Here is a 19,812-nt window from a genome sequence, read left to right on the forward strand (position 1 = left end):
AACCGAACCATTTCCCACGATCGACAGCATGAAACGCTATCCGCCACGGAAGAGGAAACCGGGCGAGATGGCGCAGAAAACAGACGCAGTCTCCTGCATCGGATAAAAGGGAACCGGGAAATGAATGACTTCACCAAATATCTTGCCGGCCGCGTGACGGCTGGCGGCATGAACCGCCGAGAATTCATGGGCCGCAGCATGGCCGCCGGCCTGACGCTCTCTGCCGCAGGCACTCTCTTCGCCAACAGCGTATCCGCACAGGCACCCCAGAAGGGTGGCAGCTTGAAGCTCGGCCTCGAAGGCGGCGCGACCACCGATAGTATCGACCCCGCCAAGGCAACCTCCCAGGTCATGTTCGTCGCCGTGCGCACCTGGGGCGACACGCTGGTCGAAACCCATCCCGAGACCCGCGCACCGATCCCGTCGCTCGCCGAATCCTGGGAACCTTCGCCGGATGCCAAGACCTGGACCTTCAAGATCCGCAAGGGCGTAACTTTCCACGACGGCAAGGAAATGACCGTCGATGATGTGGTCGCGACTCTGAAGCGCCATAGCGACGAGAAGACGGAATCGGGCGCCGCCGGCGTGATGAAATCCATCAAGTCGATCGAGAACAAGAGTGGCGACCTGGTCGTGACGCTCGATTCTCCAAATGCCGACCTTCCGGCGATCTTCACCGACTACCATCTCGTGATCCAGCCGAATGGCGGCGTCGACAATCCGACCGCCGGTGTCGGCACCGGCCCCTACAAGGTCAAGAGCTTCGAACCCGGCGTTCGCATGACCTTCGAGAAGAACGAGAACGACTGGCGCACCGACCGCGGATATGTCGAGACGATCGAGCTCATCACCATGAACGACGCGACCGCCCGCGTCGCAGCGCTGGCCTCCGGCCAGGTGCAGTTCATCAACCGTGTCGATCCGAAGACGGTATCACTCCTGACCCGCGCACCGACGGTACAGCTGCTGACCACGGCAGGCGGCGGCCATTACGTCTTCATCATGCACTGTGACAAGGCGCCCTTCGACAACAACGATCTCCGCATGGCGCTGAAATACGCGATCAACCGCGAGGAAATGGTCCAGCGCATTCTCGGCGGCTACGGCAAGGTCGGCAACGATTTCCCGATCAACGACACCTATGCGCTCTTCCCCGAAGGGATCGAGCAGCGCGCCTATGATCCCGACAAGGCGGCCTTCCACTACAAGAAGTCCGGCCATAGCGGATCGGTTCTGCTGCGCACGTCCGAAGTCGCCTTCCCCGGCGCCGTCGACGCCTCCGTCCTGTTCCAGCAGAGCGCCAAGAAGGCCGGCATCGACATCGAGATCAAGCGCGAGCCGGGCGACGGCTACTGGTCGAACGTCTGGAACGTGCAGCCCTTCTCCGCCTCCTATTGGGGCAGCCGCGCGACGCAGGACCAGTTCTATTCCGGCGCCTATCTGTCGACCGCGGACTGGAACGACACGCGCTTCAAGAACGAGACCTTCGACAAGCTTCTGATCTCCGCCCGTGGCGAACTGGACGAGGCCAAGCGCCGCGACATGTATCGCCAGATGGCGATGCTGGTGCGCGACGAAGGCGGCACGATCCTGCCGATGTTCAACGACTTCGTGAACGCCGGTTCCAAGAAGCTGATGGGCTATGTCAGCGACATCGGCAACGACATGTCGAACGGCTATGTTGCAAGCCGGGTCTGGTTCAGCGCCTGATCCTCTCAATGAGCGTCTAGCTCACCGATGAATATGGACCGCAGGGCAGAGCCCTGCGGCCTCGACACTTCATTTCGGAAACGGGATCGCGCCATATGTCAAATTCCGCAGAGGCCGGCGGCCAGCCTGCCCGCAGCCTGAGGGACCGGTTCCCGCTGGCAGCCCTCATTCTCGAGCGCTGTCTCCTCTCGCTCATCCTTCTCCTTGCTGTTTCCGTGCTGATCTTTGCCGGCGTGGAAGCCCTGCCCGGCGATTTCGCCACTACCTATCTCGGCCAGTCGGCAACGCCCCAGGCGGTCGCCAACATCCGCGCCGATCTCGGCCTCGACCGGCCCGTCGTCACCCGCTATTTCGACTGGCTGGGCGGCGTCGTGCAGGGTGATTTCGGGACATCATGGGCAAGCCGGAACTCGGTTTCCGAACAGGTCGGCAACCGTCTCGGCAATTCGCTCTTCCTTGCAGGCTTCGCCGCAATCATCGCCGTTCCCCTGGCGATCGGGCTCGGCATGCTGTCGGTGCATTTCCGCGACCGCATGCCCGACAAGATCATCAACGTGATCTCGCTGGCGGCGATCTCGCTGCCGGAATTCTTCATCGGCTACCTGCTGATCCTCTATTTCGCCGTCGATTTCGGCATCGCGACCTTCCCGGCGACGGTCTATCAGGGCATGGGTTTTCTGGAGCGCGTCCAGACGATCGCGCTTCCGACGGCGACGCTGGTGCTCGTCGTGCTGGCCCACATGATGCGCATGACGCGCGCCGCCATCCTGTCGGTCATGTCGTCCGCCTATATGGAAACCGCCGAGCTGAAGGGCCTGTCCAGCTGGCGGGCGATCGTCAAGCATGCGGCACCGAACGCGCTTGCGCCGATCATCAACGTGGTCGCGCTCAACCTTGCCTATCTCGTCGTCGGCGTCGTGGTGGTCGAAGTGGTCTTCGTCTATCCGGGCATGGGCCAGTACATGGTCGATGCGGTGACGGTGCGCGACATGCCGGTGGTGCAGGCCTGCGGCCTGATCTTCGCCGCCGTCTATATCCTGCTCAACATGGTGGCTGACATCCTTGCGATCGTCGCCAACCCGCGCCTGAGGCATCCGCGATGAGATTGAGAGAAATCCCCATCACCGCCTGGGTCGGTCTTTTCGGCATCGCGCTCGTCGTCTTCTGCGCCCTTTTCGCCCCGCTGATCGCGCCATATGGCGAAACGGAAGTGGTCGGAGGCGTCTGGCAGGCGGGCGACAGCCAGTTCTTCTTCGGCTTGGACAATCTCGGTCGCGACATCCTCTCGCGGCTGATCTACGGCACCCGTACGACGCTCTTCGTAGCGCTGGCAGCGACCGTGATCTCCTTTTCGCTCGGCATCATTCTGAGCTTCACCGCCGCCGTCTCCGGCGGGCTGGTGGACACGGTCTTCTCCCGCTTCAACGACCTGATGATGTCGATCCCGACGCTGATCTTCGCGCTCGTGGTGCTGGCCGTGCTGCCGCAATATCTGTTCGTCCTGATCCTCGTCATGGCGGTGCTCGATTCGACCCGCGTCTACCGTCTCGGCCGCGCCGTGGCGCTCGATGTCGCGGTGATGGAATTCGTCGAGGCGGCAAAACTGCGCGGCGAAGGCAAGACCTGGATCATCTTTCGCGAGATCCTGCCGAATACGCTCTCGCCGCTGCTTGCCGAATTCGGCCTGCGTTTCGCCTTCGCAATCCTGTTCCTTTCCACCCTCTCCTTCCTCGGCCTCGGCATCCAGCCGCCGACGGCAGACTGGGGCGGCATGGTGAAGGACAACAAGGACGGCATCATCTTCGGCATTCCCGCAGCGCTCGTGCCCGGCGGCGCGATCGCGGCTCTCTGCATCTGCGTCAACCTGGTGGTCGACTGGCTGCTGAAACGAACCTCCAGCCTGAAGGGAGGCCGTGGCGATGCCTGATCAACACCTTCTCTCCGTCCGCGATCTCAAGATCGAGGCGACCAGCTACCCGCCCGGTGAGCCACCGAAGCGGATCACCATCGTCGACGGCGTTTCCTTCGATCTCGCCAAGGGCAAGGTTCTCGGCCTGATCGGCGAATCCGGCGCCGGCAAATCGACGATCGGCCTCTCTGCGCTCGCCTATGGTCGCGGCGGCGCCGAGATCACCGGCGGCGAAGTGAAGCTCGACGGCACCGATATCCTCAAGCTCGGCAAGGGCGGCATCCGCAAACTGCGCGGCGCCCGCATCTGCTACGTGGCACAGTCGGCGGCGGCCGCCTTTAACCCCGCCCACAAGCTGGGCGATCAGGTGATCGAAGCGACCGTCAAGCATGGGCTGATGAGCAAGGACGAGGCGCGCAAACGGGCGCTCTATCTCTTCCAGGTTCTTGGCCTGCCGAATCCTGAAACCTTCGGCGAACGTTTTCCGCACCAGGTTTCAGGCGGCCAGTTGCAACGTGCGATGACGGCGATGGCGCTCTGCTCCAACCCTGACCTGATCGTCTTCGACGAACCGACGACTGCACTCGACGTGACGACCCAGATCGACGTTTTGGCCGCGATCAAGCACGCGATCGAGGAAACGGATACGGCCGCCCTTTACATCACCCACGACCTTGCCGTCGTGGCGCAGATCTCGGACGACATCATGGTTCTGCGTCACGGCAAGACAGTGGAATACGGATCGGTGCAGCAGATCATCGAAGCACCGACTGAGGATTACACCCGGGCACTCGTCAATGTCCGCCAGGAGACTCGCCACGAAGCACCCGATCAATCGAAGGCGCTGTTGAAGGTTGACAATGTCAGCGCCCAATATTCCAACGGCTTCAAGGTACTTCACGGCGTTTCCCTGCATCTGTGCAAGGGCCAGACGCTTGCGATCGTCGGTGAATCCGGCTCAGGAAAGTCGACGCTGGCACGCGTCATCACCGGGCTTCTGCCGCCGAGCGGCGGCGCGATCACCTTCGAAGGCAAGCCGCTGACGCCGACGCTAAGGAGCCGGCCGCGTGATGACCTGCGCCGCATCCAGCTCATCTATCAGATGGCCGATACGGCGATGAACCCGCGCCAGACGGTGCGCGACATCATCGGCCGGCCTTTGACTTTCTATTACGGACTGCGCGGTGCCGCGAAGACGGCGCGCGTGAAGGAGCTGCTCGACCAGATCGAGATGGGCAACGGCTTCATCGATCGCTATCCGGCCGAGCTTTCCGGCGGACAGAAACAGCGCGTCGCGATCGCCCGCGCATTGGCCGCAAAACCCGAACTGATCCTCTGCGACGAGCCGACCTCGGCACTCGATCCGCTCGTGGCGGAGGGCATTCTGAAGCTCTTGATGAAGCTGCAGGAGGAGCAGCAGCTTTCCTATGTCTTCATCACCCACGACATCGCCATCGTAAAGGCGATAGCGGATTCGGTCGCGGTCATGCATCGCGGCAAGCTGGTACGCTTCGGGCCGAAATCCCAGGCACTCTCGCCACCCTTCGACGACTATACCGACCTCCTGCTCAAATCCGTGCCCGAGATGCAGCTCGGCTGGCTGGAGCAGGTGCTGAACACCCGGCGCATGGCAAGTGCCGGAAACTGAAGATCGAGAGTTGAAAGCAGAATGCGCATGGCTGACCGTTCCTTCACCGTCATCGAAAACCAGTGGATCAGGCTGAAGGACGGGACCCGGCTTGCCGCCCGCATCTGGATGCCGGATGGTGTAGAGGCCGATCCGGTGCCGGCCGTCTTCGAATTTCTGCCCTATCGCAAACGGGACGGGACGAGCCCGCGTGACGAATCCACCTATCCGGTATTCGCCGCGGCAGGCATTGCCGGCGTGCGCGTCGATATCCGCGGCTCGGGCGAATCCGATGGCGTCATCGATGGCGAATATACCGAGCTGGAACTGGCCAATGCCTGCGAACTGATCGCCTGGATCGCGGAACAGCCCTGGTCGAACGGCTCGGTCGGCATGATGGGCATTTCCTGGGGTGGCTTCAATTGCCTGCAGGTAGCGGCACTTCGCCCGCCGGCCTTGAAGGCGGTGATATCGATCGCCTCCACGACCGACCGTTACAACGACGACATTCACTACAAGAACGGCTGCCACCTCTCCGCCCAGCTTTCCTGGGCGGCAACAATGCTGGCCTACCAGTCTCGCTCACCCGATCCGGAAATCGTCGGCGACCGCTGGCTGGAAATGTGGATGGAGCGGCTGGAGAATGAGCCCTTCTTCATGGAGGAATGGCTTTCCCATCAGCGCCGCGATACATTCTGGAAGCACGGTTCCATCTGTGAGGATTACTCGGCTATCGAAGTTCCGGCGCTCGTGATCGCCGGTTGGGCCGATGGCTATCGCAACACGCCGTTTCTCGCCGCCGAAGGCTTGGGCGACAAGGCCAAGGCGCTGGTCGGCCCGTGGGTGCACAAATACCCGCATTTCGCCTGGCCGAAGCCGCGCGCAGATTTCCATGGCGAGGCTATCGCCTTCTGGAACCGCTGGCTGCGTGACGAGAAGAACGGCATCGAGGACCTGCCTCAAGCCCGTGCCTACATTCTCGACGGACCGAAGCCTGCCAAGCGCCGAGATGCCGATCCCGGCTTCTGGGTTTCGAAAAAGCAGTGGAGCGAGCCGGAAAGCGAGTGCTTTTATGTCGACCAGTTCGGCACGTTGCTCGAAGGCATGCCGATCCCGCATGCCCCGGCACACGAGATCTATCTCAAGTCGCCGCTCGATACCGGCACTGCCGCCGGCGAGTGGTTTACGCTGAAGCCCGACGCGGAGCTGCCGGGCGACCAGCGCGGCGACGATGCCGGCTCGCTGACCTTCCAGACGCCGCCACTCGAAGAAGCGAAGGATTATCTCGGCCGTCCCAGCATCACGCTGACGCTCCGCGCCGATGCGGAGCTTGCCAATCTATGCGCCCGCATCGTCGATATCCATCCCGACGGCACGGCGACGCGCGTATCCTTCGGTGTCATCAACCTTGCCCATCGCGACGGCAACGAGGAGCCGAAGCCGCTCGTCCCCGGCGAACCGGTGACGATCCGCCTCGATCTCGATGCCTGCGGCTATCGTTTTGGCGAGGGCCATCGAATCCGGCTATCGCTTTCCACCGCCTATTGGCCGATGATCCTGCCGCCGCCGGTCGATCCGGGCGTGACGATCGATATCGCTTCGCTCGGTCTCGCTATGCCGCTGCTCGGCGAGCACGAGACGTTCGAGATGAAGCAACCGGACAATCCCGATCCGCTGCCGAAATATATCGAGCACGCGCCGTCCGAGACGCGCCGGAACGTGGTCCGCGATCTCGCGACCAACCACACCCGCTATGAAGTGCTGGAGGATACCGGTCTTTTCCAACATCCCGGCACCGGCCTCTCCACCCGCCAGCTGAAGGAAGAGACTTGGTCCATCAGCCCGGACGATCCGCTGTCGATGACCGGCATTTCGACCTGGACCTGCGACATGAAGCGCGCCCGCTGGTCGGTTCGCACCATCTCGACGGCGAAGATCGCCTGCACGGCAACGGACTGGCTGATCAGTGCCTCGGTCTTCGCCTATGACGGCGAGAAGCAGATCTTCGAAAAGACTTTCGAGAAAGCGATCCCGCGCGACCTCATGTGAGGGCGAAACAGCACGGCGACGTGAATTGACCGAAGTCCTCGCGAGGAACACAGTCATGACAACCGGAGGAATTGTCATGAGAAGATTTGCACCTCGAAGCCTTGGCGCTGGACTGGCCGCATTGCTGCTCGCCTTGCCTGCGACCGCCTCTCTGGCGGCGGAGACGGCCGTGGTAATTCCGGCTCCGCTCGTGGATGAGGCATCAAAGGGAGGCAGCGAGACAGCGGTCTTCGCCGGCGGCTGCTTCTGGGGAGTGCAGGGCGTCTTCCAGCATGTGAAAGGCGTAAAGAATGCCGTTTCCGGTTATTCCGGCGGAGCACGGGAAACCGCGACCTACGAAACCGTCAGCGGCGGCAGGAGCGGCCACGCGGAATCCGTCGAGGTCACTTTCGATCCCAAGGAAGTGAGCTACGGCACGCTGCTGCAGATATTTTTCTCGGTGGCGCATAATCCGACCCAGCTGAATTTTCAGGGGCCGGATCACGGCACGCAGTACCGCTCGGCGATATTCGTCGCGAGCGACGACCAGAAGAAGGTGGCCGAAGCCTATATCGCTCAGCTTTCCAGGACCGGGCTTTTTCACGCGCCGATCGTCACCAAGGTATCGACGCTCGAGGCTTTCTACCCGGCGGAAAAATACCATCAGGATTTCCTGACGCTGAACCCGGATTATCCCTACATCGTCTATAACGACATGCCGAAGATCGACAATCTGAAGGCCATCTTCCCGACGGCCTTCAGAGCCAATCCTGTGCTGGTCTCGAAAGCGAAGACTTAAGCCTTCGCTGAGTCGGCCAGGAATTTCAGCGCATGAACCACGCGTTTGGCATCTGTCGTCGGTCTGTTGGCGGTGCTCTCAAGCAAGGAAGCGATGCCCAGTGACCACGCCCGGCCGCCGGCATCACAGCGCCGAGCTGATGATGTTACAAAGCCCAGTACGCACGACGTCCTTGCTGGTCAGCTGCCCGGCCTGGATATCGAAGACTGCATCGACGCGCACGCCCGCGCCCTTCTGGCGGGCGACGACACGCAGTGTTTGGATGCGGCCGCTTCCGGTGGTTTCCTGATAGGCATCGATCGAGGAGAGTTCCTTGTTGACCTTGATGCCGGAGAAGCCCTCCGCGGAAACCGCCATCGCGAGATTCTTCAGCACGGCTGCGGATTTCGCCTTCGGAAACTCTTGCCAAGTCCTGTAGCTCAGCGCGGTCATCATCGGCACACCCGATACCTTGAAATTTGCCTCGCAGGACGCCGCCTCGGCAAAGCCCGCGCCCGTGATCAGCACAGCTGCCGTCATCGCAATGATTTTCAATTTCATCTCCTGAAAGGTACTTTTTCGAAACGTAGAGGAAGTATCCGAGTTCAGATTGAATTAAAACAGGAAAAGGTATGAGCAGCAGCAGCAACCGCCGCAGTTGCCGAGCCTGGGAATGTATGCTGCGATGTCTAATCGCCCGACCCGAAAAGATCTCATTAGACATGGCATGTTGCGCGCCTTCGACGGGGAGAAGGCAGCTATGAGCAACAAGCACATATGCTTCAGCGGAAGCTATTGAATCATCCCAATCATTGGCCAGTCTTCTGCATCGGGCTCGTATGGTGCAACTAGGCGTGACATCGTGCCGAATGTCGAGCACAGGGACTGCAAAGGCCTCAAAAATAGAGCGGAAAACTTTCATCTGCCGCTACGAAAGTAAGAAGGGATGACGCTAGACCATAAACCTTTCGACGGCCTGCACTGGTTCGCGGTTGGCGATAAGCGTCGGGAGGTCGGTGATCCCGGTCATGCCGACGCCGCCATGCTTCGAATTACGATGCAGAGCGCATCGAAACCCTCCCTGGCGCCGGGGCTCATATATCGTGCGCGCAGCCAGGAATGCACAATCTGCGGCTCAACGCGCAGGGTGACTTCGACACCGGCCTGCTTTAACCTGTCGGCATAAAGCGTGCTGTCATCCCGGAGCGGATCGAAATGCGCTGCCGTAATATAGGCCGGAGGTAGGCCCGACAGATCATGCGCTAGAAGCGGATGCGCCACCGGCTCGTCTTCCGGCGCCTTCAATACGGCACTGTAATAGGCCACGTCCGCGGTTGTCAGACCGGGTGCATTGGCCATCTCGGTATAAGAGCCAGACACCAGATCGCCGCCGAGCGCAGGATAGATCAAAACCTGGCCGACGAGACCCGAGAGGTTTTCGTCGCGCGCGCGCAGGGCAAGCCCTGCCGCAAGGTTGCCGCCGGCGCTATCACCTACTACCACGACCCGCCTTCCCTCGCCGAGAAGCTGCTTCAGCACACCGAAGCAGTCGTCCGTCTGGGACGGCCAGACATGCTCGGGCGCCAGCCGGTAGTCGACCGAGACCAGCTCCGCTTCGGCGAACTCGGCAATCTCGGCGCAAATCGCATGATGGCTTTGCAGCGAGCCGACGACGAAACCGCCTCCATGCAGATAGAGCAGGACCGTATCGGTCGTGATCGCCGCCGGCCGGTACCGACGGATCGGCACGAACAGCACCTCGTCGAACCATATCATGCCGGTCGGCAACGGCCTGTCGAACCGGGCGCAGAGTGCATCATACCATTCGCGCTGCTGTGAAATCGGCGCGTCCACCGCATCTTCCGGGTAGAAACTGTTGTAGACATCCAGAAATTCGAGAATGCCAGGCTCATCGGGCATCGGCACATGCGAGCTATTCGTGTCCATGGTGCAGCTATCCTTGATCATCGCTGGACCGAACCTAGGCAAGCCGCCGGCCGGCCGCAAACGTCAATTAAACGTGATGCTTAAGGTATTCGAGTTTGACAACCGCATCCTTGCCAATCTCTATGCTGAACCTAGCTTTCATCCTGATATCAAAGGCCGCGGGTGGCAAGACTGAACATGGTCATCGGGGCCGAGCATACATATCGAAGCCGCGCGCTTTGGCTTGAACAAGCAGGCCAATGCAGCTTGCGGGAACAGGAATTCAGGCCTGCCGAGCGACAGATCGTCGTGAAAAGCCTCTATAGTGGGATAAGTCGGGGTACCGAATCCCTGGTCTTCAACGGCAAGGTGCCACCCTCGGAACATCACCGGATGCGCGCCCCTTACCAGGAGGGCGATTTCACCTTTCCCGTCAAATACGGCTACTGCCTCGTGGGAAAGGTCGAAAACGGCCCGGATTCGCTGCGTGGCAGGACCGTCTTTGCTCTCTACCCGCATCAGGACATATTTGCCATCGAAGCTGAAGGCGTCGAGGTCGTGCCGGAAGGGGTTCCCGCCGATCGGGCGGTACTTGCCGCCAATATGGAAACGGCCCTCAACATCGTCTGGGATGCCCAGGCAAGTCCGGGCGACCGGATCGTGGTCTTCGGCGCAGGTGTCGTCGGCCTGCTGACTGCCTATATCGCCTCGCGCATTGTCGGAACCGAGGTCACGATTTGCGACGTCAATCCGGCAAGATCAAAGCCGGCTACCGATCTCGGCCTCGAATTCCGGCTTCCCGCATCTCTGGACGGCGAATATGATTGCCTGATCAATGCCTCTGCATCCGCCGACGCCCTCGTCCAGGCCCTGCAGCTCGGCGGCCTTGAAAGCCGGATCGTCGAGGCCAGCTGGTATGGCGACAGGCAGGTCGAGATACCGCTCGGTGGTGTATTTCATGCCAACCGCCTCGCCATCATCGGCTCGCAAGTCGGTTCGTTACCGCCCCACAAGCGCGCGCGCTGGACCTACAGCCGACGGCTCGCGAAAGCGCTGGAACTGCTTCGGGATGACAGGCTTGATTGTCTGATTACAGGCGAAACACCTTTCAACGACCTGAAGGACCGGTACGCAGATATTCTCAGGTCATCACTCACCCTTTGTCACCGCATCGCCTATTGAGGACATCATAATGTTTGCTGTTGAAGTCCGTGATCACATGATGATCGCGCATAGTCTTTCCCGCCCCGTCTTCGGCCCAGCGCAGGGCATGCATGGCGCGACATTCATCGTTGACGCGGCTTTCTTCACCCGCGAACTCGACGATGATGGCCTGGCCGTCGATATCGGGCTCGCAACCGAGCTGCTACGCGAGGTGCTGGCACCGCTCAACTACCAGAACCTCGACACCCTGGACCGTTTCAAGGGCAGGATCACCACGACGGAGTTTCTGGCCAAGGCACTCTTCGACGATATCACCGCAGCGATCAGGAGCGGCCGTTTCGGAGATGGCGGGACGCGGATCAGCCGTGTCCGGATAACCCTGCACGAATCCCATACGGCCCGTGGCTGGTACGAGGCGGACCTGTGAGCCACAGCGTCATATTCGCCTATCCGGGCGAGCTCGGTACGCCGACAGGAGGCTATGGCTACGATCGCCGCGTCATCGCCGGGCTAGGCGATCTTGGCTGGACGGTCGAACCGCTGTCGCTCGGTGCCGGCTTTCCCGATCCCGACCCTCAGCAATTACAGGAAGCGGAACGGAAACTGGACGCACTGCCCGACGGAACGCTTGTCATCATCGATGGGCTGGCCTTCGGCGTGATGGATCGCTGGGCCGAACGAAATGCACAGCGATTGACGATCATCGCATTGGTCCATCACCCGCTGGCGATGGAAACCGGGCTGGATGCAGCAAGCCAGCAGCGCCTTCGCGAAGCCGAGACCGGGGCTCTAGACCACGCCATCGGCGTGATCACGACATCCGAAACGACGGCGAGGCTCGTCGCTGACTTTTATGCGGTGCCTGCCGACAAGCTCCTTGTTGCGGTTCCCGGCGTACAGCCGGCCGCGTTGGCAACCGGCACTCATGAGACCCCGCATATCCTGAGCGTTGGGAGCCTGACCCGTCGTAAGGGCCACGACATCCTGATCTCCGCTCTGGAGAAGATCGCAGACCTTGAATGGACATGCCGGATTGTCGGCAGCGCTGACCTCGACCGTGGCACGGCCGACGCGCTTAGACACCAGCTCTCCGCCTCCACCATCAGCGACAGGGTCGAGCTTGCCGGTGCCGTCGACGACATCCGCGGGGACTTCGTCCGTACCGATATATTCGCGCTGGCGACACGATATGAGGGTTATGGCATGGTGTTCGCCGAGGCCATGGTCCATGGTCTCCCGATCGTCGGCTGCCGGGTTGGCGCGGTTGCCGACGTGGTGCCGGACAATGCCGGCTTTCTCGTAGAGGCCGACGATCCGGATGCATTCGCCGGCGCCTTGCGGCGTCTGCTGGAGGATACCGAACTGAGAATATCCATGGCCGATGCCGCCGCTGTAGCCGGTTCCAAACTGCCGTCCTGGCATGACACCGCCGCGCGCATATCGGACTTTCTGAAAGCCTGCCATGGGCTTTGACCCGCATTGGCTGAGCTTGCGCGAGCCGGCAGACGGAAAGGCGCGCGACCAGGGCCTTTTGCTGCAGGCCAAGGAGGCGATCGAAAAGCGTTCAGGGAGCGTCGTCCTCGACATAGGCTGCGGCAGTGGCTCGACCTATCGCAGCCTCCAGCCTCACCTGACGGAGAAAACCCGCTGGCGGCTTCTGGACAATGACCGGATTCTGCTCGACGAGGTCCGCGATCGCCATGGCAGCGCGGTGGAGACCGTCGAGATGGATCTCGGTGATGTCGACGCGTTACCGCTCCAGGACGTGGTTTTGGTGACGGCATCCGCCCTGTTCGATCTTTGCTCGGCAGATTTCATCGACCGTGTATCGCACCGTCTCGGCGCGGCCGGCATCGGCCTCTATGCAGCCCTCAACTATGACGGCGAAATGGCCTGGACGGACGAGCACCCGCTGGATCGAACCATGACCGCCGTTTTCAATGCTCATCAGCAAAGCGACAAGGGGTTCGGCATCTCGCTCGGCCCTGACGCCTGGCGGGTCTTGGCGGAGGCGATGCGCGCTCAGGGCTGCACGGTCAGCATTGCCGAAAGCCCATGGATCCTGGCGGATAAGGACACGGATCTGCAGCTTCTTCTGCTGAACGGCATCGCCGGTGCCGTGCAGGAATACGGTCAGCTGGAGCCCGAAGACGTGATTTCCTGGTATGCCTACCGCCAGGACTCGGCGCGGGAAAAACGAGGCCTATGCCGGATAGGCCATCGGGATCTTGTCGCGGTCTTCTAGTTTGTCCGCGGCGGCCCCCGCACGCAGATCGCAATCGAAGACGATATCCGTGCCGATGTTGTGAACGGTCACGCTGGGACGCTTGGCATCGCGCAACAGGTCGATAGGTGGAAGATTGATACCGGCGGGTCCCGAGCCGATGATGATCGGAGCGATGGAAACATGCAGCCTGTCGATGAGGCCGGCATCCATGAACCGGGCGATCGTGGTCGCGCCGCCTTCCACCAGGATGCTCGTGAGGCCGCGTTCACTCAGCGCCGCCAAGATATCCGCCGGCGCGAGCTCGCCATTCGGCTGGCGGTCGATCTGGAGCGTTTCGTGCTCTGGACATCGTAACACAACGTCGGAGGCCTGGACGACGATGACCGGCGCGCCGCCATCATGAAGCATTTTCGCATTAAGGGGCATGCGGCCGTTGCAGTCGATCACGACGCGCACCGGGCTCACGCCAGGGACCGCTCGCACAGATAGGCTGGGGTTATCGGCAACGACGGTCCCGACACCTACGATGACGGCATCCACAAGGGCACGGCAGCGATGGAGATGCTCTATGCCATTGCAGCCGGACACTTCCTTTGCATCGCCTGACGGCGTGGCCACGCGACCATCCAGGGATTGGCCCACCTGGGCAAGGACGAATCTCTCGCGACCCAGCGCAATCGGCCGATAAAGATCACTGAACGGGCTGGCCCGATCAGCGGATACAGAACCATCGGAGCGGGATCCCTGTTGCCGAAGCGACAGGATGCGCTGCCATTGATCGTCGTTCATTCTCGCCTGTCGCACGTCAGGGCCCTCTGGATCGATACGGGAACGCGGTCACGACAGCCGCACATTGCCTGCACGAGGTAGCATTCCATCGTGCACATATAGAAGAAATGGGGCATATCCGGAGTGGTCAATAGCCGCCACACGTAAATGTGCGCCGGAACCGATCAGACATCCTTGAAATCCTTGATCAGTACCGACTGATCCGTCAGATATCGAGCAAAGATGGGCAGGCTTGCTCCGCCGATTGCCCGAGCCTGGGCGCCGACCTTGCCCGAGATGATATCGGGAATAATGACACCCTGCAGATCGAGCCGGTTCACTGCCTCGATCGTCGCGCTGACCAGCCGGGTCCTGACCCAGGCTGGAAAACCTCCATCGATCACGGCAGCGCCGAAGTCGATGATCGAGGCAGCTGCAACGATCGCCTGCGCGAGTGCCGCCGCCGCATCATCGATCCATGCCTGCAAAGGTTCGCCGAAATCGATCCAGTCATCAGCCGAATACCAGAGCGGCTGGGGGTCGATATTGCGTTCCCGCAACATGTTCTCGAGCACGAAGATCGAGGCGATGTCGAGCAGCTGGCGGTTTTGGCCCTTCTTGTCATGCACCGGCAGCGGTCCGACGGCGCCAGCCGTTCCCGTGCGGCCGGAAAAGATTGCGGAATTTAGGACGATGCCTCCGCCGATGAACGATCCGATGAAGAGATAGAGGAAATCCGGATAATGGGAGCCGATGCCGAACACGAGCTCGGCACCACAGGCGCTCGTCGCGTCGTTCTGGAGATAGACCGCATAAGGCGTCTTGGTCGAGATCTCGGCCTGCAGATCGAAGCCTCGCCAGGCGTCCATTGCTCCGGGCGGCGCACCCACCTCGTCGGCCCAGTTCCACAATTCGAATGGCGCCGCGATGCCGACCCCGGCAATACGGCTGCGCTCGACGTCGTCAAGCTCGCCCTCTATCCTCGCCATGCCGGACGTGATGATGCCGAGAATCTCTTCGGGCCGCGGATAGGCGTAGGTTTCATGATACTGCTTGCGAACGCCGCCGACGAAATCCATCAGCACGAGATCCGCGCTGCGGCGACCGATTTTCACGCCGAAAGACAAGACGGCGTCCGGGTTGAGGCGCATCGGGATGGATGGCTGTCCCACTCGCCCTCGTATCGGTTCGCCGCGCAGCAACAGTCCATCCTGTTCGAGCGAACGCATGATGACTGAGGCCGTCTGGGCGGAGAGACCGCTCAACCGGGTGATATCCGCCTTCGACAATGCACCATGCAGACGCACAAGCGAAAGAACCAGCCGCTCGTTATAGGCCCTCACCCGGGTCTGGTTCGATCCGCCTGCAAATCGCGTCGTCGTGATGGGTCCCGAAAGCGGGCCGTCTGGAACGGACATCGGTCTTCCCCGAATTCCAATGAATGTCATCTAACATCGCACGCCAAATAAATAATTCAACCGGAATTAATTATTGACAGGCAAAGCCGTTTGGCACTTAATCTGCGGCAGTGAACATCGGGAACGGCTTTGGAGGAGGCATCCCGCATTCGGCTTGACCCGTGTTCGCAGGCTCGGTCCGCTCGGCGGCCATTTGTTCTGGAGGAGAGCATGAAGAAATCCGTATTGTCCGTGACTTTTGCCGCCTTGGCGCTCGGCGTCGCTTTTGCAGCGCCCGCTCGTGCCGCCGACGTTTCGGCCTGCCTGATCACCAAAACCGACACCAATCCCTTCTTCGTCAAGATGAAGGAGGGCGCGACCGCCAAGGCCAAGGAACTTGGCATGACGCTGAAATCCTACGCCGGCAAGATTGATGGCGACTCGGAAAGCCAGGTCGCCGCGATCGAGACATGCATTGCTGACGGCGCCAAGGGAATCCTGATCACCGCCTCCGATACCAAGGGCATCGTGCCTAACCTCAAGCAGGCCCGCGACGCCGGCATGCTGGTCATCGCTCTAGACACACCGCTCGAGCCGATCGATGCGGCCGACATGACCTTTGCCACCGATAACCTTCTCGCCGGCAAGCTGATCGGCCAGTGGGCGAAGGAAACGCTCGGCGACGCGGCCAAGGAAGCCAAGGTCGCCTTCCTTGACCTGACGCCGTCGCAGCCATCCGTGGACGTATTGCGTGACCAGGGCTTCATGATGGGCTTCGGTATCGATCCCAAGGATCCAAACCGCATCGGCGACGAGGATGATCCGCGCATCGTCGGCCACGACATCACCAACGGCAACGAAGAAGGCGGCCGCACCGCCATGGAGAACCTCCTCCAGAAGGATCCGACCATTAATGTCGTCCACACGATCAACGAACCGGCCGCGGCAGGCGCCTATGAGGCGCTGAAGGCAGTCGGCCGCGAGAAGGACGTGCTTGTGGTTTCCATCGATGGTGGCTGCCCGGGCGTGAAGAACGTGGCAGAGGGCGTGATCGGCGCGACGTCCCAGCAATATCCGCTGCAGATGGCAGCACTCGGCATCGAAGCGATCAAGAAATTCGCCGACAGCGGCGAAAAGCCCAAGCCGACCGAAGGCAAGGATTTCTTCGACACCGGCGTGACGCTGGTGACAGACAAGCCGGTGCCAGCGATCAAGTCGATCGATACCAAGGAAGCTCTCGGCAAGTGCTGGGGCTGATCCGCCTTTAGAAAATCGTCCGGCGAGCCTTCGACGGCTCGCCGGCAGACGACCATCTGGTCCTCGGGAGCGGGACGGAAGCGGAGGAGAATGCCCATGACTGACCCGGTAGCGTCGGCGCCGCATCATGACTATGAAAAGGTGCTGAAGGATAGCTCCAAGGACGTCGCCTCGTTCGACAACAACGACAGGTCCGCGGTCGAGAAGTTCCGCTATTTCCTGCATTCGAGCCCGTCCACGGTGTCCCTGATCGTCCTGATCGTATCCCTTACGGTCTTCGGCCTTCTTCTCGGCACGAAGTTTTTCTCGGCCTTCGCGCTGACACTCATCCTGCAGCAAGTAGCGATTACCGGCATTGTCGGCGCTGCCCAATCGCTGGTGATCATGACTGCCGGCATCGACTTGTCCGTCGGGGCCATCATGGTCCTGTCATCGGTCGTGATGGGCCAGTTTGCCTTCCGCTATGGCCTGCCGCCCGAACTCTCAATTCTCTGCGGTTTCGCGGTTGGCGCCTTCTGCGGCTTCATAAACGGCGTGCTGATTGCCAGGGTGAAGCTTCCCCCCTTCATCGTCACGCTCGGCATGTGGCAGATCGTGCTTGCCACCAATTTCCTCTATTCCGCCAACGAGACTATCCGGGCCCAGGAGATCGAGGCCAATGCACCGATCCTGCAGTTCTTCGGCGAGACCTTCCGCATAGGCGGCGCGGTCTTCACCTACGGCGTCATCGCCATGATCCTGCTCGTCGCGCTGCTCTGGTATGTACTCAACCACACGGCGTGGGGCCGGCATCTCTACGCCGTCGGCGATGATCCGGAAGCCGCAGATCTCTCTGGTGTCAACGTCAAGCGCATGCTGATCTCGGTCTATGTGATTGCCGGCCTGATCTGCGCACTTGCCGGCTGGGCGCTGATCGGCCGCCTCGGCTCGGTTTCGCCGACCGCCGGCCAGTTCGCCAATATCGAATCCATCACGGCAGTCGTCATCGGCGGCATATCGCTCTTCGGTGGGCGAGGCTCGATCCTCGGCATGATGTTCGGCGCGCTGATCGTCGGCGTGTTTTCTCTCGGTCTCAGACTTTTGGGAACCGACGTGCAATGGACCTATCTCCTGATCGGCGTGCTCATCATCGTCGCCGTCGCAACCGATCAATGGATCAGAAAGGCATCCCGCTGATGACCGAGGCACAGACAAGACAGCCGATCCTCTCAGGACGCGGCCTGATCAAGCGCTACGGCCGGGTAACGGCAATCGACCACGCCGATTTCGATCTCTACCCGGGAGAGATCCTGGCCGTGATCGGCGACAACGGTGCCGGCAAGTCTTCGCTGATCAAGGCGATCTCCGGCGCTATCCGGCCCGACGAAGGCGAGATCCGCATGGATGGAAAGGTCGTGCAGTTCTCCTCGCCGATCGAGGCCCGCAAGGCCGGCATCGAAACCGTCTACCAGAACCTTGCTCTGTCTCCCGCACTTTCCATAGCCGACAACATGTTCCTGGGGCGAGAGATCCGCAAACCGGGCTTCATGGGAAAATTCCTGCGCAAGCTCGATCACGCGGCCATGGAGAAAATGGCACGGGAAAAGCTTTCCGATCTCGGGCTGATGACGATCCAGAACATCAACCAGGCGGTCGAAACCCTGTCCGGTGGCCAGCGTCAGGGCGTGGCTGTGGCTCGAGCCGCAGCATTCGGCTCCAAGGTCATTATTCTCGATGAGCCGACGGCGGCGCTTGGCGTCAAGGAGAGCCGGCGAGTTCTGGAGCTCATCCTCGACGTGCGGTCGCGTGGCATCCCGATCATATTGATCTCCCACAACATGCCGCATGTGTTCGAGATCGCAGATCGCATCCACATCCACCGGCTCGGCAAGCGCCTCACGGTCATCAATCCGAAGGATTACACGATGTCGGATGCCGTCGCCTTCATGACGGGCGCGAAGGCTCCTGCAGAAACCGTTGCCGCATGACCATCGAAGGCTTGGCGGGCGGCATTGCGCGGATCGTCGATGCCATCCGGGAAAAGGCGGCCGGCAGAAAGCGGCTTCTGATCGCGATCGCCGGCCCGCCGGGCGCCGGCAAATCCACCCTCGCGGACCAGCTCTGCGAGGGAGCACGCGCCGCAGGCGAGAGCGCCGAAGTGCTGCCGATGGATGGCTTCCATATGGACGACAGCGTGTTGCGGCTGAAAGGGTCTTACGCGCGCAAGGGCGCGCCGGATACGTTTGATGTTCGCGGCTTCCTAGACATCATCCGCGCAGTCAAAGGCGGCGAAGGCGAGGTATTGGTTCCGGTCTTCGACAGAACCCGGGAACTCGCCATTGCCGCAGCACGGATCATTCCCGTCTCGACACGTTTCATCTTTGTCGAAGGCAATTACCTTCTTCTCGACCAGTCGCCGTGGAACGCGCTCGCAAGCGAATTCGACTTTTCGGTCATGATCTCACCGCCTGTCGCCACGCTGGAAGAACGGCTCATGCACCGCTGGCTTTCACTCGGGTTCGATGAGCAGGCGGCGCGGACGAAAACGGAAGGCAACGACCTTCGCAACGGCGAGCTTGTTCGCAGGCATTCACGACAGGCCGATATCCTGCTTGAAGCCTAGAAGCCTGCGTGAATTGACGTCTGTCTGGCCTAAGCACGAAGCCTACGGACTCCCGCTATTTGTTACAAAATGCTTCATTCGCTACAGTTCACATACGAAACGCCGGAATAGAAACAGTCGAATAGCTCTCCCGAGCAACCTTTCGCGAAGGCCCGGCAAAAGGGCCAAAGCTCTAGGGAGAGTAGAAATGAACCATCTGATCGAGACTATGAGAACTCTGTCGACCTGGTTGAGGACGCGCCTCACCATCCGCGAGCTGATGGCACTCGATGACGACAGCTTGAAAGACATCGGCCTGTCGCGGAGCACGATCGCCTATCACGTCAAACACGGCAGGCTGGGCCAGCGACGCAACTGATCCATGACCTATGCGGATACGCTTGTCGCGGCGCCGGAGGATACCAGCGCCGCGACAAGCG

At 61.0% G+C, this 19,812-nt stretch carries 19 protein-coding genes and 1 pseudogene; 16 read left to right on the forward strand and 4 right to left on the reverse strand.

The features are described from left to right. Window positions 1–120 precede the first annotated feature (120 nt). The 6 genes from BM216_RS24010 to msrA all read left to right on the forward strand — a co-directional run bounded on the left by BM216_RS24010 (window position 121) and on the right by msrA (window position 8,073). Window positions 121–1,710: an ABC transporter substrate-binding protein gene (locus BM216_RS24010; RefSeq protein ID WP_093001762.1), complete on the forward strand. Its 1,590-nt coding sequence runs from the start codon at window positions 121–123 to the stop codon at window positions 1,708–1,710. 95 nt (window positions 1,711–1,805) lie between these two features. Next, a complete protein-coding gene (locus tag BM216_RS24015; RefSeq protein ID WP_093001763.1) occupies window positions 1,806–2,813 on the forward strand; it encodes an ABC transporter permease in 1,008 nt (335 codons plus the stop codon). Next, on the forward strand, window positions 2,810–3,637 hold the full coding sequence (locus BM216_RS24020; protein WP_093001764.1) for an ABC transporter permease: 828 nt from the start codon (window positions 2,810–2,812) through the stop codon (window positions 3,635–3,637). Before BM216_RS24015 ends, BM216_RS24020 begins: the two co-directional genes overlap by 4 nt. After that, the gene (locus BM216_RS24025) at window positions 3,630–5,267 is read left to right on the forward strand and encodes an ABC transporter ATP-binding protein (RefSeq protein WP_093001765.1); all 1,638 of its coding nucleotides are present in this window, start codon (window positions 3,630–3,632) and stop codon (window positions 5,265–5,267) included. The genes BM216_RS24020 and BM216_RS24025 overlap by 8 nt, the downstream gene beginning before the upstream one ends. Window positions 5,268–5,294: 27 nt before the next feature. After that, window positions 5,295–7,295: a CocE/NonD family hydrolase gene (locus tag BM216_RS24030; protein WP_093001883.1), complete on the forward strand. Its 2,001-nt coding sequence runs from the start codon at window positions 5,295–5,297 to the stop codon at window positions 7,293–7,295. A 76-nt stretch (window positions 7,296–7,371) separates the two neighbouring features. After that, entirely contained in the window at window positions 7,372–8,073 is a 702-nt protein-coding gene (gene msrA, locus BM216_RS24035) for a peptide-methionine (S)-S-oxide reductase MsrA (RefSeq protein ID WP_093001766.1), read from the forward strand. Between the two features lie 123 nt (window positions 8,074–8,196). Here msrA and BM216_RS24040 read toward each other — a convergent pair whose 3' ends face one another. Further along, a complete protein-coding gene (locus BM216_RS24040; protein WP_177230889.1) occupies window positions 8,197–8,613 on the reverse strand; it encodes a hypothetical protein in 417 nt (138 codons plus the stop codon). A gap of 274 nt (window positions 8,614–8,887) precedes the next feature. On the opposite strand from BM216_RS24040, the pseudogene BM216_RS33640 reads away from it, so the two are divergent. After that, window positions 8,888–8,989 (forward strand): annotated as a pseudogene (locus BM216_RS33640) (IS6 family transposase); the annotation flags it as partial. Between the two features lie 89 nt (window positions 8,990–9,078). Here the strand turns inward: BM216_RS33640 and BM216_RS24045 are convergent. After that, the gene (locus tag BM216_RS24045) at window positions 9,079–9,999 is read right to left on the reverse strand and encodes an alpha/beta hydrolase (protein ID WP_244530295.1); all 921 of its coding nucleotides are present in this window, start codon (window positions 9,997–9,999) and stop codon (window positions 9,079–9,081) included. Between the two features lie 246 nt (window positions 10,000–10,245). Between BM216_RS24045 and BM216_RS24050 the strand changes: the two genes are divergently transcribed. The 4 genes from BM216_RS24050 to BM216_RS24065 are packed head-to-tail and all read left to right on the forward strand — an operon-like array spanning window position 10,246 to window position 13,387. Then, complete coding sequence (locus tag BM216_RS24050; RefSeq protein WP_244530296.1) at window positions 10,246–11,160, forward strand: zinc-dependent alcohol dehydrogenase; 915 nt, start codon at window positions 10,246–10,248, stop codon at window positions 11,158–11,160. Window positions 11,161–11,170: 10 nt separating this feature from the next. After that, window positions 11,171–11,569, forward strand: a complete 399-nt coding sequence (locus BM216_RS24055; protein ID WP_093001768.1) for a 6-pyruvoyl trahydropterin synthase family protein — start codon at window positions 11,171–11,173, stop codon at window positions 11,567–11,569. Next, complete coding sequence (locus BM216_RS24060) at window positions 11,566–12,615, forward strand: glycosyltransferase family 4 protein (protein WP_093001769.1); 1,050 nt, start codon at window positions 11,566–11,568, stop codon at window positions 12,613–12,615. Before BM216_RS24055 ends, BM216_RS24060 begins: the two co-directional genes overlap by 4 nt. Beyond that, window positions 12,605–13,387: a methyltransferase domain-containing protein gene (locus BM216_RS24065; RefSeq protein WP_093001770.1), complete on the forward strand. Its 783-nt coding sequence runs from the start codon at window positions 12,605–12,607 to the stop codon at window positions 13,385–13,387. Before BM216_RS24060 ends, BM216_RS24065 begins: the two co-directional genes overlap by 11 nt. On the opposite strand, the gene BM216_RS24070 is transcribed toward BM216_RS24065, so the two are convergent. Continuing rightward, window positions 13,346–14,158 carry a RibD family protein gene (locus BM216_RS24070; protein WP_177230890.1) on the reverse strand — a complete coding sequence of 271 codons (813 nt, stop codon included), beginning with the start codon at window positions 14,156–14,158 and terminating at the stop codon, window positions 13,346–13,348. The genes BM216_RS24065 and BM216_RS24070 overlap by 42 nt on opposite strands. Window positions 14,159–14,322: 164 nt before the next feature. Beyond that, window positions 14,323–15,555, reverse strand: coding sequence for an ROK family transcriptional regulator (locus BM216_RS24075; RefSeq protein WP_093001772.1), 1,233 nt, complete (start codon window positions 15,553–15,555; stop codon window positions 14,323–14,325). Between the two features lie 210 nt (window positions 15,556–15,765). On the opposite strand from BM216_RS24075, the gene BM216_RS24080 reads away from it, so the two are divergent. The 5 genes from BM216_RS24080 (at window position 15,766) to BM216_RS34140 (ending at window position 19,751) form a co-directional block, all read left to right on the forward strand. After that, the gene (locus BM216_RS24080; protein WP_093001773.1) at window positions 15,766–16,791 is read left to right on the forward strand and encodes a sugar ABC transporter substrate-binding protein; all 1,026 of its coding nucleotides are present in this window, start codon (window positions 15,766–15,768) and stop codon (window positions 16,789–16,791) included. Between the two features lie 96 nt (window positions 16,792–16,887). Next, the gene (locus BM216_RS24085; protein ID WP_093001774.1) at window positions 16,888–17,967 is read left to right on the forward strand and encodes an ABC transporter permease; all 1,080 of its coding nucleotides are present in this window, start codon (window positions 16,888–16,890) and stop codon (window positions 17,965–17,967) included. After that, window positions 17,943–18,758: an ATP-binding cassette domain-containing protein gene (locus tag BM216_RS24090; RefSeq protein ID WP_093001775.1), complete on the forward strand. Its 816-nt coding sequence runs from the start codon at window positions 17,943–17,945 to the stop codon at window positions 18,756–18,758. The genes BM216_RS24085 and BM216_RS24090 overlap by 25 nt, the downstream gene beginning before the upstream one ends. After that, window positions 18,755–19,393, forward strand: a complete 639-nt coding sequence (locus BM216_RS24095) for a nucleoside triphosphate hydrolase (RefSeq protein ID WP_093001776.1) — start codon at window positions 18,755–18,757, stop codon at window positions 19,391–19,393. The genes BM216_RS24090 and BM216_RS24095 overlap by 4 nt, the downstream gene beginning before the upstream one ends. A gap of 187 nt (window positions 19,394–19,580) precedes the next feature. Further along, window positions 19,581–19,751, forward strand: a complete 171-nt coding sequence (locus tag BM216_RS34140) for a DUF1127 domain-containing protein (protein ID WP_177230891.1) — start codon at window positions 19,581–19,583, stop codon at window positions 19,749–19,751. Window positions 19,752–19,812: the final 61 nt, after the last annotated feature.

Origin of the sequence: Rhizobium sp. NFR07 (genome assembly GCF_900111905.1) — a bacterium.
In the GTDB taxonomy this organism is placed as follows: domain Bacteria; phylum Pseudomonadota; class Alphaproteobacteria; order Rhizobiales; family Rhizobiaceae; genus Neorhizobium.

What these genes read in the sequence shown, in the direction of transcription:
- BM216_RS24010 (WP_093001762.1), top strand. Translation starts at nt 121, where the DNA reads ATGAATGACTTCACCAAATATCTTGCCGGCCGCGTGACGGCTGGCGGC.
- BM216_RS24015 (WP_093001763.1), top strand. Translation starts at nt 1,806, where the DNA reads ATGTCAAATTCCGCAGAGGCCGGCGGCCAGCCTGCCCGCAGCCTGAGG.
- BM216_RS24020 (WP_093001764.1), top strand. Translation starts at nt 2,810, where the DNA reads ATGAGATTGAGAGAAATCCCCATCACCGCCTGGGTCGGTCTTTTCGGC.
- BM216_RS24025 (WP_093001765.1), top strand. Translation starts at nt 3,630, where the DNA reads ATGCCTGATCAACACCTTCTCTCCGTCCGCGATCTCAAGATCGAGGCG.
- BM216_RS24030 (WP_093001883.1), top strand. Translation starts at nt 5,295, where the DNA reads ATGGCTGACCGTTCCTTCACCGTCATCGAAAACCAGTGGATCAGGCTG.
- msrA (WP_093001766.1), top strand. Translation starts at nt 7,372, where the DNA reads ATGAGAAGATTTGCACCTCGAAGCCTTGGCGCTGGACTGGCCGCATTG.
- BM216_RS24040 (WP_177230889.1), bottom strand. Translation starts at nt 8,613, where the DNA reads ATGAAATTGAAAATCATTGCGATGACGGCAGCTGTGCTGATCACGGGC.
- BM216_RS24045 (WP_244530295.1), bottom strand. Translation starts at nt 9,999, where the DNA reads ATGGACACGAATAGCTCGCATGTGCCGATGCCCGATGAGCCTGGCATT.
- BM216_RS24055 (WP_093001768.1), top strand. Translation starts at nt 11,171, where the DNA reads ATGTTTGCTGTTGAAGTCCGTGATCACATGATGATCGCGCATAGTCTT.
- BM216_RS24065 (WP_093001770.1), top strand. Translation starts at nt 12,605, where the DNA reads ATGGGCTTTGACCCGCATTGGCTGAGCTTGCGCGAGCCGGCAGACGGA.
- BM216_RS24070 (WP_177230890.1), bottom strand. Translation starts at nt 14,158, where the DNA reads ATGAACGACGATCAATGGCAGCGCATCCTGTCGCTTCGGCAACAGGGA.
- BM216_RS24075 (WP_093001772.1), bottom strand. Translation starts at nt 15,555, where the DNA reads ATGTCCGTTCCAGACGGCCCGCTTTCGGGACCCATCACGACGACGCGA.
- BM216_RS24080 (WP_093001773.1), top strand. Translation starts at nt 15,766, where the DNA reads ATGAAGAAATCCGTATTGTCCGTGACTTTTGCCGCCTTGGCGCTCGGC.
- BM216_RS24085 (WP_093001774.1), top strand. Translation starts at nt 16,888, where the DNA reads ATGACTGACCCGGTAGCGTCGGCGCCGCATCATGACTATGAAAAGGTG.
- BM216_RS24090 (WP_093001775.1), top strand. Translation starts at nt 17,943, where the DNA reads ATGGATCAGAAAGGCATCCCGCTGATGACCGAGGCACAGACAAGACAG.
- BM216_RS24095 (WP_093001776.1), top strand. Translation starts at nt 18,755, where the DNA reads ATGACCATCGAAGGCTTGGCGGGCGGCATTGCGCGGATCGTCGATGCC.
- BM216_RS34140 (WP_177230891.1), top strand. Translation starts at nt 19,581, where the DNA reads ATGAACCATCTGATCGAGACTATGAGAACTCTGTCGACCTGGTTGAGG.